Origin of the sequence: Paenibacillus sp. P13VS, assembly GCF_015143645.1 — a bacterium.
Lineage (GTDB): Bacteria > Bacillota > Bacilli > Paenibacillales > Paenibacillaceae > Paenibacillus > Paenibacillus xylanilyticus_A.
On record NZ_WYEV01000003.1, the window covers coordinates 745,637 to 761,050 of the forward strand.

The following is a 15,414-nucleotide window of genomic DNA, read 5'->3' on the forward strand; positions in this document are numbered from 1 at the left end:
ATTTTTCAGAACTTACTGCTATTTAAATTCTCTTCATTTGCAGCACCATTGAGTGCTTGGATTGGCTATCCTGCTCCATGATGCATTCGTTGAAAGAAGACCATATATAGTCCGGAATAATCCCTGTTTCCTCGATATCCTCTCTTGAGGAGATGCCTGTGAGCACGAGGGCCGTCTTCATTCCATTCTGTTGACCAAATAAAATATCGGTCTCCAGCCGATCGCCTATCATAAGGCATCTGCTGTTGTTCACATTCAAGAGCTGGATTGCCTTCTCTGCATAGTAACGGGAGGGTTTACCAATCACGACGGATGTTTTCTGCTGGCTGGCTGCCTCAATCGAGCTTAGAATCGAGCCGGTATCCGGAATGATATCTCCCTGGACGGGACAGCAGCTGTCCGGATTCGTTGCGATGAGAACTGCTCCATGGCGAACTGCTTTTGCCGCCAGATGAAGCTTGTCGTAATGGAACTGCCGATCCATTCCGACTAATACATGCGTTGATTGAGTTGGATCTTCCGTCATACTGATCCCAATCGCTCGAAGTTCACTCCGCAAAGCCTCTTCACCTACAACCAGTACCTGGGCATCAGGCGCATACTCTGCAAAATACATCCCTGACACGTATCCCGCGGTCAGAATTTCGTCAAGCGCGCATGGTACACCCAAACTCAGCAGCCTCTTGTAGCAATCCTCCCTCGTATGTACGGGAGTATTCGTTAAGAACAACAGACGCTTGCCTTGGGATCTCAAGCTGCTTATGAAGCTGTTTACACCAGGAAGGATCATCTGGCTAACATAAATCGTTCCGTCTAGATCGAAGCAATACGCATCGTAATCATATACATTTTCCATAACCTTACCCTTGCCCACTCATACTGAGCTGGACAGCTCCAACACATCCACGAAGGATTCGAGCTCGTCTGTACAGACCCACACGGACGGGTAATCCTGAAATTTCTTCATGACGGAGGTATCGTTAATTGTCCAGGCCATCAGTTGAATCCCCAGCTCTTGACATCGATGAATATAATGCTCGGTCACAAAAGCATAATGCATGGACAAGAACGTGGCTCCGATCTCTACAGACCAGTCAAGAATAGCCTTCGAACAACCAAAGGTAATCAGACCGATGCGTACCTCACTAGATAATTGTCTGATTCTCTCCAAGGCGTCAAAATCAAATGACGTAATGACGACCTGATCCAGCATGCTGAATTCCTTAATCACTTCAAGTACCTTCTCCTCGAGCTGAGGATAGTAAGTCCCCATCTGCTTAAGCTCAATGTTAAGTCCAATTTTCCCCTTCAAAGCTCGAAGCACCTCTTCAAGGGTTGGTATGTGCTCACCTTGTTTTATGTGGAACGATTGCAGTTCCGAAGCAGTATAATCAGCTACTCTGCCCGTTCCATTCGTCATGCGGTCAACCGTATGATCATGAATGACAACCGGGATACCATCCTGGCTGAGATGTACATCCAGTTCGAGATGGGTGAACCCAAGTTCCACCGCTTTTAAAAAGGAAGACAACGTATTTTCAGGATATTTCTTTGGATAGCCTCGATGTGCGACTGCTTGAATGATCATGCTCCATTACCTCCTGTTGTATTTTTTGGACAACACAAAAAACCCAGCAGCAAATCACCCTCCTTCAACATCAAGGTTGTATTGATTTACTTACCACCGGGTTTTCTCGTCGTCTCCACCCAAGGATAAATGTATGAAATTAAGTCCAGAATTTCTCATGGCCTATCGATACAAAATCTGCCCCACTCTTTAGGGCTTGCTGTATCTCTTCCTCATGCCGGATCAGCCCACCAACAATTAACGGCTGTGTGATGCGCTCATTCAGCTCTTGGATGACTCGCGGCATCAGCCCCGGCATCAGTTCAACCTCATCCGGCTTGTAGCTCTTAATCATTCGCACGGCAGTCTCAATGGCTGCTGAATCAATGGCAAATATGCGCTGAATGCTCCGTATGCCTGCTTGCTTGGCCGCAGAAACCGCATTACTCTTCGTTGTCACGATACCATCCACTTTAAACACATCGGCAAGATATTGTATGGCCGAGGCATCTCGTCCAATCCCGGATACCATCTCGGTATGTACATAGGCCTGTTTGCCGCTCTGATGCAGCCTGTCTATAATGGATCCAAGATTTGTAATGTTTCCTGTCATCAGAATAACTCGCTTCACATCGCTTGCTATAGCCTGTGCAATCTGTTCATCTACCGTAATGGAGGCGATGATCGGATAGTTCTTCATGATTCAGTCCTCATTCCCTCATTTGTCATCTTAAATGTTAAAGCTGAAATATTTCTTTTGTTTCATGTTCATGTAAACGGGTTGTTAATTTCACGACTCAACATTCACCATTCGGAGACATCCTAAATGCTAGATTAAATTTGGTTCGGAGCAACTCAAGTTAACTGAACGCTTTAATAAAAATAGGTCCGTATCGACGAAATCGACTACAGACCTATTCAGTCACGCTATTCGTTTGTTCTTAGGCTATGTCTAATGCAGCTACTCCTTCACCGAACCCAGTGTAATACCGTGAATGAAAAAGCGCTGCAGGAACGGATAGACAATAAGTACAGGAAGCATAGCAATGAAAATTTTTGCGGCATTCAGGGTTTGATTCGATAACTCGTTCATCCGTTTATATTGGTCTTCCGTCATGTTGGACGCGTCGATGACCACAACGAATTGCTGGATTAATGTTTGCAGCGGATAGTGATCCTGCCCTGAAGTCAGCACCAATCCATGGAAGAACTCATTCCAATGGTAGACGATAGTGAACAATGTGACCGTAGCCAGTACCGGTACGGCCAGCGGTACATAAATGGTGATTATCATTCGCCACGGCCCGGCCCCGTCCACAAGAGCAGCCTCGTCCAGTTCCTTGGGCAGGTTACGGAAATAGTTCACGATCAGAATGACGTTGAATACCGGCACTCCCCCGCCAAGAACAAGTGCCCAGATGGTATCATACAGCCCAATCGCCTTCACCGTCATGTACCATGGAATCAGTCCGCCGTTGAACAGCAGCGTGAACACGAGAATCCACATGAACACATTGCGCATGCGGAATTCGCGTGGGCTTCGTGAGAGCGGATAAGCCATCATCGTTGTCACCACAAACGTAATTGTCGCACCAAGCACAACCCGTTGAATGGAAATCCAGAAGGAGTTGAAAAAGGAACGATCGCCGATAATTTGTTGATATGAATTGAAGTTGAAGCCAACGGGCCATAACCATACTTTTCCGGCAGCCGCCGCTGATTTTTCGCTTAAGGATACGGCCAGCGTATACCAGAGGGGCAGTATGCACAGGAATGCAATCAGGAGCAGCACAACCAGAAGCGTGACATCAAACACCCTGGATCGCAGCGTTGTTTCTCTTATCATCTCGCTCGACTCCTTCTCCTTATCAGAATATGCGGTAATTGGCGAACTTCGAAGCCAGCAGATACGAAACGATAATGAGCACAAAACTGACCACTGACTTCAGCAAACCAACTGCGGTTGCAAGTCCGTACTGCATGTTTAGCAGCCCTTCGCGGTATACCCAAGTATCGATAATGTCACCCGTGGAGTAGAGCAGCGGGTTGTACAGGTTGAAAATCTGATCAAAACCTGCATTCAGTACATTCCCCAGGCTTAACACTGCCAAAAGCACAATTGTGGTACGCAAGCCGGGCAGCGTCACATGCCAGATTCTACGCATCCGGGTTGCTCCGTCAATTGAAGCGGCTTCGTACAGGGATGGACTGATGCCCGTCAGTGCAGCCAAGTAGATGATCGTGTTGAAGCCGAACTCCTTCCATACATCACTTCCGACGACAATAAATGGAAACAAGTCTGCCCGGGCGAAGAACAACACCGGTTCAATCCCAACGATGTTCAGTAATCCGTTGACAGGACCCGTGTACGAAAACACATCGAGCAATATGCCTGACAGGATAACCCAGGACAAAAAGTGCGGAAGGTACACGATCGTTTGAACCCAGCGCTTAATCACCATAAGACGAAGTTCATTCAGCATGATCGCAAAGACTAATGGCACAATCAGGTTACCCGCAATTTTCATGACGGCAATGTACACGGTATTGAAGAAAATGGTCTTGGTATCATTCAGGCTAAACATATATTCGAAGTTCTCCAGCCCGATCCAGGTCGATTTCCAAATGCCCTGGCCCGGGTTAAAGTCCTGAAAGGCAATGGCAATCCCGAACATGGGAATGATGCTGATAAACAGCAGCCATACCATTCCGGGCAATAACATAATGTAGTAATGTTTGATGAAACTTCGGTTTCGCATCCAGTGTTCCTCCTCCGCAATCTCCCATCCCTGATCTTCTCAAGAAGAAGCGCCGGATGACCGACCCGGCGCTCTGGACAGCTGCCTACTTGACGTACTCCTTCACTTCCTCAGTGATTTTGTCGCCGCCTTGCTTTTTCCAATCGTTTACAAACGTATCGAATGTATCCAGAGGTGCAGCTCCCATGATGATTTTCAGGAAGGTTTCATCCTCCAGCTTCTTCAGATTGGACCAGCGGCTTTCCATGGTGCGGGTCTGGGAATAGAGAAGGCTATACACCTTGTTATAGTCCTGCTGCAAGGATGATGATCCGACCAGCAGTGAATAGATGCGGCTCCATACGCCAAGGTCAGCCTGAGGATCCCAATACTGGATGTCCATATTGTCATACGGCTCTTTCTTTACCTTTTTGACGTTCTGAATGTCTGCAGCAAGCAATTTGTAGCCTGGATCGGTGAAGTCTTCCGGTTTTTTCGTGCCAGCAAGTACTTCCTGCAAAGCCTTCGCTGAATATTCGCTCTCATCCATATAGGACATCGGTACACGCAGCGGATAGTGACCTACAGGCACAGAGATATCAAACTTCGATTCATCCCGAATGAGCAGATTCAGCATTTTGATGACTGCTTCGGGATGTTCATATCCTTTGCGCACAACAACGAATACGGTAGAAGGGGCGCCCATATGAGCATTAAATTGTCCATCAGCATCCAGCGGCAGCAAATATGCCTGCCAGTTGGCTTTCGGATCGTTTTTAATCGCATCGGGAAGAGGTCCGTATCCCATCCACCATGGTGCGAAGAAAATACCAGCATTACCGTTGACTACAGACTCGGACGCTGCTTTGCGAATGCCGAGTTCCTTGTCGATTAGCCCATTCGCATACATGTCGCGCAGTTTGGCGAGCGCTTCCTTCGTTTCTGGCAGAATGGAACCGTAGACCGGGTTGCCTGCATTATCTTTTAACCAGAAACCAGGATAGGCCTTATAAGCCCCGAAGATCGGATCAAGTCCATACGTGTTATTTGTTGATTCCAGGAAATTCGCATATAACCGGCTGCCGTTCTGCTGCCCTGCAATCCCAATCGTATCGTTCTTGCCGTTGCCGTCCGGGTCTTGTTCCACGAATGCTTTCGCCACGTTCTCCAGTTCTTCCATTGTTTTGGGCGGTTCAAGTCCCAGCTTGTCGAGCCAGTCTTTGCGTATCCACATTTGGTGAACACCATCGGATTGTACTTGTATACTGGGAATAGCGTACATTTTCCCGTCAAATGTAACTGCCTGGGCAGACACACCGTTTGTTTTCTCCATATAACTCTTCATGGCTGGTGATGCATATCGATTAAATGCATCGGTCAGGTCTTCCAGCTGGCCCGCCTTCACCATCGCCCGCAGCTGGGTATCCTTGACCACGAGTGCATCGGGTAAATCATTGCTTGAAATCGCGAGGTTCACTTTCTGCTCATAGTTGGTTCCGGTTGCCGCTTGCCAGGTGACTTTGGTGTCAATATTCAGATTATCCTTCACATAACGGGAATACTGGTTGTTCTCCGGTGTGTCCCCGGCAGGCAAACTTTTGTCTGTTGGATCGACCTCTTTGCCATACCTTAGTGTAATCGTCTGGTCGTACTTACCGAATGGATCTGCCGGCCCTTCTTCTACAACGCCAGGCGTAGTATTATTTTCCGCCGTTTCATCCTCGTTGCCCGCGTCGCTGCAGGCGCTAGTGAATGCGAGCAACAGCATCATTGCCACCATGACCATTTTTTTGCCCAAATGGATGCTCCCCCTTTAATGGAATGTCCTTCGCGTCCAGCACCAACAATATAACACGGCCGGAAAACGTTTATGGATAGAGAGCCGAACGAAGAACAGGAGGTGAAACGTCTGTTTTTGTTAACGCTTACAATTCATTCATCCTACCTTCTCTCCATTCGTCTACCCTCTTCTTGGTGCATTGCGGTACTCGCTTGGCAGCATGCCTACCTGCTCACGGAAAATCCGGCTGAAGTATTTTTCGTCCGCGTAGCCTGTATGTTCCGCGATCCAGACAATCGGTTTGGCCGTTTGAGTCAGATAGTCCTTCGCCTTGTCGATCCGAATTTTGCGGAGATATTCGTTAAACGAATAACCCATCATTTCCTTGAAGCATTGATTGAAATAACTTCGGCTGAGGTTGACCCGCTTCGATACATCGCTGGCGAATAGTGGATTCTGCAGCTCGTCATGTATGATTTTGACGGCGGTCATGATACTGCTGCTGACTTCCTTGCGCAGATACTGCCCACCCGATAAACGTAGTGCTTCTGTCCGAAAGTTCGCCATCCATTCCACCACATCGTTCCATGATGCAAAATGTACAGGTATTGTCATTTCCGTGCTGACGATATTTTTAAACGTGCGGTTCCAGTCTTCCGTTACGCCGTACAGCAACTGCATCAATCGGGGGACAGGTAATCTCATGGTTTTCAAATCATCTAGAAGTTCAACCATATAAGACTCTTCATGCACCCAGCGAAACGAATGCAACTTGTCCTTAACACTCACATCGCTCGCTTCAACGACTGATGACCCGGGCCGTCCACGTTCACAGCGCGACTCATCGAACGATGGAGTTTCTTTTCCTTGCTCCCCATAAAATAACGCATCCTTTCCGGATTCCATCGTGGCTTCGTCATTGAATCGTTTTCGCCTGTCGGCCTGAATACGGTCATGAATGCGCCCAAGCACTTCCTCGAACCGTTCTTTCTCAAGCTGCACTTTGGCAATGTAATCGATGGCACCCAGACGGAGTGCCTCCTGAATGTATTCAAAATCCTGATGAAGGGTCAGAACCGCAATTAGCAGATCCGGGTATAGCTTACGAGTGGTGCGGATTAACTCGATCCCTGACATGACAGGCATGGCCAGATCCGTAATCAATAGATCGACGTGGTTTTCAGACAGAAATTCAAGCGCCTTCTCTCCGTTTCCCGCTTCGCCAACAATCCTCATATCAAATCTGTCCCAAGGCATTGCGAGCATAAGCCCTTTGCGCACAAGTTGATCGTCATCGACGATGAGTACGTCAATCATGATTTTCCCTCTCCTTCACAGTGAATTGGCAGCTCAATGACAATCCAGGTTCCTTGCCCCGACTCGCTGGATACGTTCATACTGGCTTGGCCTTCATAATAAGACTCCAGCATGCGCTTAACATAATTCATGCCAATCCCCATTCCGACCCGATGACGCTCGGCCTGTTCTTGTTCCAGCAGCGCTTTGATCTTTTCTTCGGAGATTCCCCTGCCGTTGTCTCTGATCGAAATTTCAAGCCGGTCGTTGTGCCTGCTTACTTCAACTTCGATTCTTCCTTTGTCATCCAGTCCATGGTACAGCGAATTTTCAACGAGCGGCTGCAAAATAAACCTCGGCACGGGCACGTTAAGCAGCTTGTCATCGATATGAATGCCAACATCGAATTGAAAATTATAGCGAATCTGCTGCAGGATCAGATACTGCTTGAGCGAATCAATCTCCTCCCGTATGGTTGAGCTCTGACCGCCCAAGCGCAAATTATAATACAGCAGCTTGTTCAGCGAAGTAACCAGCCGATCGATCTCCTCCTGTCCATTCATGACGGCCAGCCAGTGCGCAGTGTCGAGCGTATTCATCAGAAAATGTGGATTGATCTGGTAGAGCAGCTTTTCAATTTCCAGGTCTGCCCTGCGCTTCTCCTTTAACTCCACTTCGGAATACAACCTTGCAATGTGGGACTTCATTCGTCCGAATTGTGTGAGCAGCATCTCAAATTCAGGTATGCGCGAATTCGCGTCGACCCCGTCGAAGTTGCTGTTCAGCATCTGCTTCATTTCCCGGTGGAATTGGGACAACGGCCGATATACCATTTTCCACAGCAACCAGCCGATGGCCAAGCTGACTGCGGCGGATAACACGGTTAACAGAACCATCTGCATGATCCAGCGGTTTTTCTCCTGATCATAATCTGCTTTGGACACGAGCGACACAACACTCCATCCCTGGTTGCTGTATTGCTGGTACCAGTAATAGCCCGAAGCGATTCCCGAAGTTGTAGAAGGTTCAGAGAGCTGGCCGGAAACTGGGAAATTTGCGTTTTCAGGGAAAGCGTCCCTTAACTCACTGTAAGAGATGCGTCCGTGATTATCCAAAATGAGGTGGGCCGTATTTTTACTGACATCATCCAGATCAAGAATGCTCTGTGTCAGATTAAACCCGGTTTCAATGTATACATACGCATCGTCCCGTTCAGGCAGGTCCACCTTTCGCAGCGCAGAAAGAACATATTGATCGTTAAACCTGTCGTTACTGATATGAGGCCCGAAATACGTGATTCCGTAATAACTCGCCATGATCGGCAAATTCTCCGGATCGAATGAGTCTTTCACCCCCATAGTTTCAAAGAGATAGGTGTCGTCTTCACGAAAATAGTACATCGATAACCCGATATTGGGATTGGTAAACGCAATCAGGTTCAGCTGATTTTTGATCTGGTCGGTCAAATAACTGCGGTCATATGGTTGATCCGCAAGCATGAGTTGCTCCAGCTGTTTACCAATGCTCCCCTCGAAGGCGAGCTGCTGAGACACATGATTCAGGTTGCTGAGTGTGTTTTCCAAGGAAAGGGTCACCTGTTTCAGGTTACTTTGGATCCCGGATTGCAATTTGGTCGTCAAAATGGAATGGATTGTTCGGTAGGATAGACAGCAGGATAAAAGGAAAGGAATGAGGGCTACGGCCGCAAAAAGGAAAAGAATTCGATTTTTGAGCGTAATTCGTTCGATACGGGATTTTCGTACATGTTCTGGTTTCATGCATTCATCTCCGCTTCCGGGTTACAAAAAAGGCCAGACACGGCGGAAGTCCCCCGTTAATATACGAGGGACCTTCTGTCCTGCCAATATTGAAACCACGCGTTATGTTCAGTTGCCATTCAACCTCTTCAAACGATGGAGTTGCTTCGAGGACCCACGCTTCAACTGCCCAGCCAGACGCTCATTTCACCCGGTTCACGGTTCCCCCACAGATAATAAGGAATGGCGGTAAAACGTACCGGAATGCGAGGTTTGCGAATCGGTTGGTACAGTTGATCCTCTGGCCATGCTGACCCATCTGCAGTCAGTCCGTCGCCCTCCACAACAACGCAGCCGCCAAGTAAATTCGGTGCATCGCGCTCTGTTAAATTGGCTGCTTCGGCAATGGATAATGAAGCCAGCGGCGCTCCGTTATCCGCCTCTTCCACGCAATACACAAGTGGTCCACGCTGAATGGCTGCTTTGCCTGCATCAGCTCGAATCTGTGGATGAGCTTCAATCAAGTGCGTTTCAAGTGGCAGTAACCACTCCAATGCATCTCCTTCCGACCATATTCCTTGGATATGAGCATAACCATTGTTCAATGTATATGCCTGTTCTTCGCCATTCACTCGCAAAACAGGCTGCCCACTCTGGAACCAGTTTGGAATTCTGAGCGCCAGTGTAAATGCAGCACCCTCTGAGCTGTCTGGAGCAAGCGAGATGTTGAAGTTGATTTTTCCGTTCCAAGGAAGCTCCGAATCTTGACTCAGCTTGACTGCCCGGCCTTCCGCAGACGTGAATTCTACCGTACTGCCAATGTATAAATGTACATGAACCACATTCTCTTCTGGAGAGACATCGTAGATATAATCGTTCAGCGAGCTGAGCAAGCGAGCGACGTTTGGCGGGCAGCAGGAACAGCCGAACCACTTCTGACGGACCGGTTTTACATGATGTTTGTCCGGATTGCGCAAGCTGGCCTCTGGCCATACTTCAAGCGGGTTGACATAGAAAAAGTGTTTGCCGTCCTTGGACATGCTGCCAAGCACGTTGTTGTACAGCGCACGTTCCATCACGTCCGCATACTCACTCTTCGCCTCCAGACGAAGCATGCGGCGCGCCCAGAAGATCAGTCCGATGGATGCGCAAGTTTCCGCGTACACCGCGTCATTCGGCAGATCATAATCGAAAGTGAACGCCTCGCCCAAATGTGTCGCTCCGATGCCTCCCGTAATGTACATCTGTTTGCGAGTTGTATTGGCCCACAGCCGTTCGCACGCCGCTCGCAAGCTGTCATCCTTCGTCAAACGGGCGAGATCGGCCATAGCCGTATACATGTAAACGGCACGTACGGAGTGTCCAACGGCTGCTGTCTGTTCCCGTACCGGAAGATGGGATTGGTACATTTCCAAGTCCGGCGAACCTTGCGACCAGATGTTTGTTCTGTCTCCCCGTTCCCATTCCTGGATGAAATAACTCGGGCTGCTGCCCCGCTCATCAATGAAATATTGGCTAAGATTCAAATAACGTTCCTCACCGGTTGCATGATATAACTTGACGAGAGCCAGTTCAATCTCCTGGTGCCCGCAGTATGCCCGTTTCTGGTTCTCTCCCGTACCGAAGAGCTTGTCGATTAAGTCAGCGAAACGACATGCAATGTCAAGAAGCTTACGTTTGCCCGTTGCGTCAGCGTAGGCCACCGCAGCTTCGATCAGGTGTCCGGCACAGTACAGTTCATGGGCCTCATACATATTTGTCCACTCTTTGCCCGGTTCCTTGATTGTAAAATAAGTATTGATATATCCGTCACCCCGCTGTGCCTGCCCAATGAGGTCGATTGCTCCATCTGCGGTGTTCTCCAATTCGGGATCAGGATAACTCCGCAGTGAATAAGCAACCGCTTCCAACCATTTATATAAATCGCTATCCTGAAACACCCATCCGCCGAATTCGCCCTGTTCCAGACCGGCAGCAATTCGAAAATTGTGAATGGCATAGCTGGGTTCCGCTCCTTCGATACGATCATTCAATGCCTCCCATTGATAGGGTATGACTGTTTGACGTACCAGTGTGGAATAATCCTCCCAAAATGAGTCCCGGATATGAACCTGTGTTGTCTGCATCAGTAGTACCTCCTATATTAATTGACTCTTTACGAACTCAATTATATGCTTGGTATAACCGACTTAATAGGAATGGAATGAACCATTTTCTATAAAATATGACACAAGCGAAAGGATGCGAACGTTCTGGGTGAAGACACCATGATTGAACTTCATATGCCCCCACTCCCCTATTATTTGGGATCGGGCCTGACAGAGTATAGGAGCGGGGATCAGCATCCCCATCGCAGCAACATCGGGGCGTATGATTTGCTGATCCTTGTCCGCGGAGAGATGTACATCGGCGAGAACGGATCACAATGGACACTAACCGAGGGAGACATGCTGCTGCTGCTGCCTGATGGAGAACACTATCCGATCCGACCTTGCGATCAGGATACCGTTTTTTACTGGGTTCACTTTGAGCATGCACCAAGGCGTGATGCATCAGTGGCAGAGGAAGTGGAGAACAATACATCCCCTTACACAACCAGACCATTTATTAACCCTTACACGCTGCGATTGCCAAAATACATGCATTTGACTGACTCACGTACGGTGTTCGGTATGGTAGAACAGCTGCTCACCCAGCCGTCTACGCTTTCCTTTTGGCAGGAACAGCAGCTTCTTGGAGAACTCCTCAGCTTGCTTGAAGAAGAATGTTTCGGCCGAACAGATTCGGTGGCTTCCCGTTTGGCTGAACGGACAGTAGCTTACCTTCAAGCTAACTATCGGGAGAAAGTCACCAATGAAGCCATCGCGTCAGCCCTGCACTTTCATCCAAACTATATTGTACGATGCATGAAGTCGAGATACGGATGTACGCCATCCGATTATCTGCAGCAGTTTCGGCTGGAGCGGGCCAAACGCCTCCTGGTCACAACCGACTGGTCCATTGATCGGGTCGCCGAGGAAGTGGGTTTCCGTTATTCCCCGTATTTTTCGTCCTGCTTCAAACAGGAATTCGGCTCTTCTCCGCTGCAATTTCGCAAGCAATACTTAAAATAGAATTGAGCTTTCATCCCTAACAGGTTTGGAAGTTTTCATGATCAATCATGGAGGCAGCGATTGTCATGAAATCTTCGGCTCCAATTTCAAAATGACCTTTGCGGAAGGTAAATCCCCAATTTCGATTTCCGCGTGTAAAGTTAAGTTCGTTTAATAGAGAGGCAATCTTTACTTCCCGACACGGAACATAACGGATATCCCGGCGGAAGGGTACAAATGATTCCGTCATCTGATATTTATAGACTGGGCTGTCCTTCACCTGGCCGATAGCGGTAAATGCCTGGAGCGGCTTCCCTGTCGACATGTCTGTGCGCGGAGAATAGTATATCAGCCAGTCACCTGGGGACATCAGACGCAATGATACTGCCTTGCCATGACACAACTGTGCAAATCCGCCTTCTACGGCTGTATGGACATGAGAAGCAGAAACAACGCCAATCCAATATCTGCTTGTCTGATTTGTTATAACCGACACTAGATTTCCCCTTCTCTCTGCCCAATGCCTAATTCCATCTTCAAACGATTCAGTTGCAAAAAGTGATGTCTATAATGCATTTCAATCAATAAAAACCATTCCTGGGCGTCCAGTGCCCCAAGTCTTGGGTGAATGACTTTATCCGTTGCTGGCGATGGACGTAAAACAGCTTCCATGTCTCTCATTTCTTCAATGACTTGATGCAGCCCTTCAACCAGCTGCTCCTTGTTCTCCGGTGACTTCGGAGTGTATTGCGGTGAAGCAGGGACTTTAACACGAGTGGCCGGAAATTGTTCTTGCTCGAACACGCTTTCCCCCAGCTCCGTTTTTCCCTTATTCGAATGTACCGATGGTACACTGTGAACCAAACATTGTTTTATATTAGGCAGGTGCATGAAGAGCGCTGATTGAATCAAATGCATATACATCTGTCCTAGGGACCATTCCTCCTCATCCGTCTTTCTGTGTAATTGCTCCATATTTAGCTGTTTCAATTCAGCCAAATACCTCTCTACCGCATTTTCAAAAGATTTTAATACCTGAAGTGTGTTTTTCATTCTTCCAGCAACCCCTTTTCATCTTAGATATAATCAAAGTATAAAAAAACACTACTGACAGGGGTATGTCAGTAGTGTTTTAAGATATTTTTCGCAGCTTCTTGAATTCGCAAGCGCAGAGACTCCGGCTCAATCACTTGAATATCCCCACCCCAGCCAAGCAAATGATGCAATAGTTCTTCCGTATGCCGGACACGAAGATGAAAATTCACACCGTCCACATGATCTTCTATGGCTTCGATATAGAAGTTGACTCCCTCTATAATCTTGTCTGCTATCTCAGGGTTAGCCCTGATTAGTACCCGTACATTCCGATCATCAGACGGCCGATATTTGCTTAGGTCAAAATTATCCGGTAAAAGGAAGCGATCCTCCAATACTTGAAGTTCCGTCATTCGGGACAGTCGGAAATGACGAATGTCTTGTCGCATATCGCAGTGCGCGATTAAAACCCAATGTTCATGCAAAAGGGATAATCCATATGGAGAAACCTCCCGGAGATTGCTTCGATTCCCGTCTGGCCCCGGCATTTTTTTACGGTACATAAAACGAATCTTTTGCTTTTCCAAAATGGCGCTGCGTATTTGCTTAAGGTACGTTTTAACCGTCTCTCCAGCTAAGGGATCACTTCCATGAAGGAGTCGCATGGTTTCCCGAACTCGTGTAGATTCATTTCGAACGGATTCTGGTAAAATTGCTTCAATTTTACGTTGAGCCGACTTGGCTTCATGTGCGTATGTATGATCCAATCTCTGTTCGATAAAATCAGCCCCCATGAGCAGGGCTACGGCTTCTTCGGCTGTAAAGCTAACTGGGGGGAGAAAATATCCTTCCATAAGAGAGTAACCCTGACCAGGTGCTCCTATTATTGGCACCCCAGCTTCGCTTAGTGCTTGCATATCCCGATATATCGTTCGTACACTTGTCTCAAACCGGGAAGCCAGATCTTCTGCCCTTAGCGTTTTGCTGCGCTGTAACTCAAGGGTAATTGCAAGATGCCGCTCCGTTTTATTCATACTTCTATCCTCCGCTTATCCATCATCCAAACTGCATTAATTCTATCATAGTAAGACGTGCAGAGAATTCTTTCTTTAATTTGGAGTAATGGATCGGAGAAAATCCTCAATTTCATCCATATATCCCTTCACTGTAATGTTACGCGGGGCAAACAAACTGATCAATAATGCACGCCAAGGTGATTCGGCCGTAGAGACGGACAGCATGGAGTGCTCCGTGTCTGGCAGGAGTTTGACTCGTAATAATTCCGATGGCGATACATGCTCCCTGTAAACCCTCTCCGTTTCCTGCACGTCGACGTTTATATCCTGATCGCCGAGCAGTAGCAGGACAGGGGACTCAAAATTCGCGATATCGTTTGTTGCATCGGCAGTGTAGTTGCGGCTCACGAATCTCCAGCGTTCTCTGGACATGGCATCTTCTTGCCCGGCGAGGCTCACATATTCTTCATAGGAACTGCCTGCGATCAGCAGCTTCTTAATACGGTTATTCTCTTTAACCTGTTGCTCAATCTCATTCATGGAGCGCCCTTCCTTAGCCATTTCACTCCGTGTGTTGTACTCTCCCTGCGACAGCCAGTTGATTGCCGGAGAGACCAGAATGCTGAAGGCTAGCCGTTCTTTGCCAGCCAGCTTGGGAATGACCCATCCTGCCTGACTTGCGCCCCATACGCCTATGCGACTCGCGTCGATTTCCGGTTGCTGCCTCGCCCACGCCAGCGCCTGCCGTGCTTCCTCTACCCGATCTTCCATGCGCTGGTCAAGCCAGCTGCCTTCCGATCCGCCGATTCCTCTCTTGTCCAGCGACAGTGAAGCATAACCAAGCCCAGCAAGCCGCTCCCACAGCGGTTTATAGCCGTCGTTGTGTGTCGCGTCGATCGGCCCGTCGCCATGAATGAATAATACTAAACCCACTTTGCCACTGTATTTGGCGGGAAGCGTTAACACCCCCGTCAATTGACCTTGGGGCGTTTCTATTTGCACAGCTCGTTGGACCATATCAAAGCTATTTTGCCATAAAATAATTGTACCCGTCCCTCCTATCAGCAGCAGGATAACCAAGAGCATCGTTCCCCATTTTTTCTTCACGCTTTTTTCTACATCCCTTCCTCGTT

At 48.1% G+C, this 15,414-nt stretch carries 14 protein-coding genes; 1 reads left to right on the forward strand and 13 read right to left on the reverse strand.

All coding sequences use genetic code 11. The annotated features are described in order from the left end of the window. Nucleotides 1-22 precede the first annotated feature (22 nt). The 9 genes from GUA98_RS08265 to GUA98_RS08305 all read right to left on the reverse strand — a co-directional run bounded on the left by GUA98_RS08265 (nt 23) and on the right by GUA98_RS08305 (nt 11,264). Nucleotides 23-856 (reverse strand): HAD-IIA family hydrolase, encoded by an 834-nt coding sequence (locus GUA98_RS08265; protein ID WP_193722687.1) that lies wholly within the window; start codon nt 854-856, stop codon nt 23-25. Between the two features lie 18 nt (nt 857-874). Then, on the reverse strand, nt 875-1,588 hold the full coding sequence (locus tag GUA98_RS08270; protein WP_193722688.1) for a glycerophosphodiester phosphodiesterase: 714 nt from the start codon (nt 1,586-1,588) through the stop codon (nt 875-877). A gap of 139 nt (nt 1,589-1,727) precedes the next feature. Further along, nucleotides 1,728-2,267 (reverse strand): glycerol-3-phosphate responsive antiterminator, encoded by a 540-nt coding sequence (locus GUA98_RS08275; protein WP_153978862.1) that lies wholly within the window; start codon nt 2,265-2,267, stop codon nt 1,728-1,730. A 261-nt stretch (nt 2,268-2,528) separates the two neighbouring features. Next, on the reverse strand, nt 2,529-3,413 hold the full coding sequence (locus tag GUA98_RS08280; RefSeq protein ID WP_193722689.1) for a carbohydrate ABC transporter permease: 885 nt from the start codon (nt 3,411-3,413) through the stop codon (nt 2,529-2,531). Between the two features lie 22 nt (nt 3,414-3,435). Next, on the reverse strand, nt 3,436-4,326 hold the full coding sequence (locus tag GUA98_RS08285; protein WP_153978864.1) for an ABC transporter permease: 891 nt from the start codon (nt 4,324-4,326) through the stop codon (nt 3,436-3,438). Nucleotides 4,327-4,411: 85 nt separating this feature from the next. After that, complete coding sequence (locus GUA98_RS08290; RefSeq protein ID WP_193722868.1) at nt 4,412-6,091, reverse strand: extracellular solute-binding protein; 1,680 nt, start codon at nt 6,089-6,091, stop codon at nt 4,412-4,414. A gap of 174 nt (nt 6,092-6,265) precedes the next feature. After that, nucleotides 6,266-7,402 carry a response regulator transcription factor gene (locus GUA98_RS08295; protein ID WP_193722690.1) on the reverse strand — a complete coding sequence of 379 codons (1,137 nt, stop codon included), beginning with the start codon at nt 7,400-7,402 and terminating at the stop codon, nt 6,266-6,268. Next, entirely contained in the window at nt 7,399-9,159 is a 1,761-nt protein-coding gene (locus GUA98_RS08300) for a sensor histidine kinase (RefSeq protein WP_193722691.1), read from the reverse strand. The genes GUA98_RS08295 and GUA98_RS08300 overlap by 4 nt, the downstream gene beginning before the upstream one ends. A gap of 161 nt (nt 9,160-9,320) precedes the next feature. Next, nucleotides 9,321-11,264, reverse strand: a complete 1,944-nt coding sequence (locus GUA98_RS08305; protein ID WP_193722692.1) for a glycoside hydrolase family 127 protein — start codon at nt 11,262-11,264, stop codon at nt 9,321-9,323. A 141-nt stretch (nt 11,265-11,405) separates the two neighbouring features. Here GUA98_RS08305 and GUA98_RS08310 point away from each other — a divergent pair, with 141 nt between their 5' ends. Continuing rightward, nucleotides 11,406-12,251: an AraC family transcriptional regulator gene (locus tag GUA98_RS08310; RefSeq protein ID WP_193722693.1), complete on the forward strand. Its 846-nt coding sequence runs from the start codon at nt 11,406-11,408 to the stop codon at nt 12,249-12,251. A gap of 16 nt (nt 12,252-12,267) precedes the next feature. On the opposite strand, the gene GUA98_RS08315 is transcribed toward GUA98_RS08310, so the two are convergent. From GUA98_RS08315 to GUA98_RS08330, 4 genes are all read right to left on the reverse strand, one after another. Next, nucleotides 12,268-12,726: an EVE domain-containing protein gene (locus GUA98_RS08315; protein WP_193722694.1), complete on the reverse strand. Its 459-nt coding sequence runs from the start codon at nt 12,724-12,726 to the stop codon at nt 12,268-12,270. Then, entirely contained in the window at nt 12,726-13,283 is a 558-nt protein-coding gene (locus GUA98_RS08320; protein WP_193722695.1) for a DinB family protein, read from the reverse strand. The genes GUA98_RS08315 and GUA98_RS08320 overlap by 1 nt, the downstream gene beginning before the upstream one ends. Nucleotides 13,284-13,351: 68 nt before the next feature. After that, entirely contained in the window at nt 13,352-14,299 is a 948-nt protein-coding gene (locus GUA98_RS08325) for a helix-turn-helix transcriptional regulator (protein WP_193722696.1), read from the reverse strand. Nucleotides 14,300-14,374: 75 nt separating this feature from the next. Further along, the gene (locus GUA98_RS08330) at nt 14,375-15,388 is read right to left on the reverse strand and encodes an alpha/beta hydrolase family protein (RefSeq protein WP_153978871.1); all 1,014 of its coding nucleotides are present in this window, start codon (nt 15,386-15,388) and stop codon (nt 14,375-14,377) included. Nucleotides 15,389-15,414 lie beyond the last annotated feature (26 nt).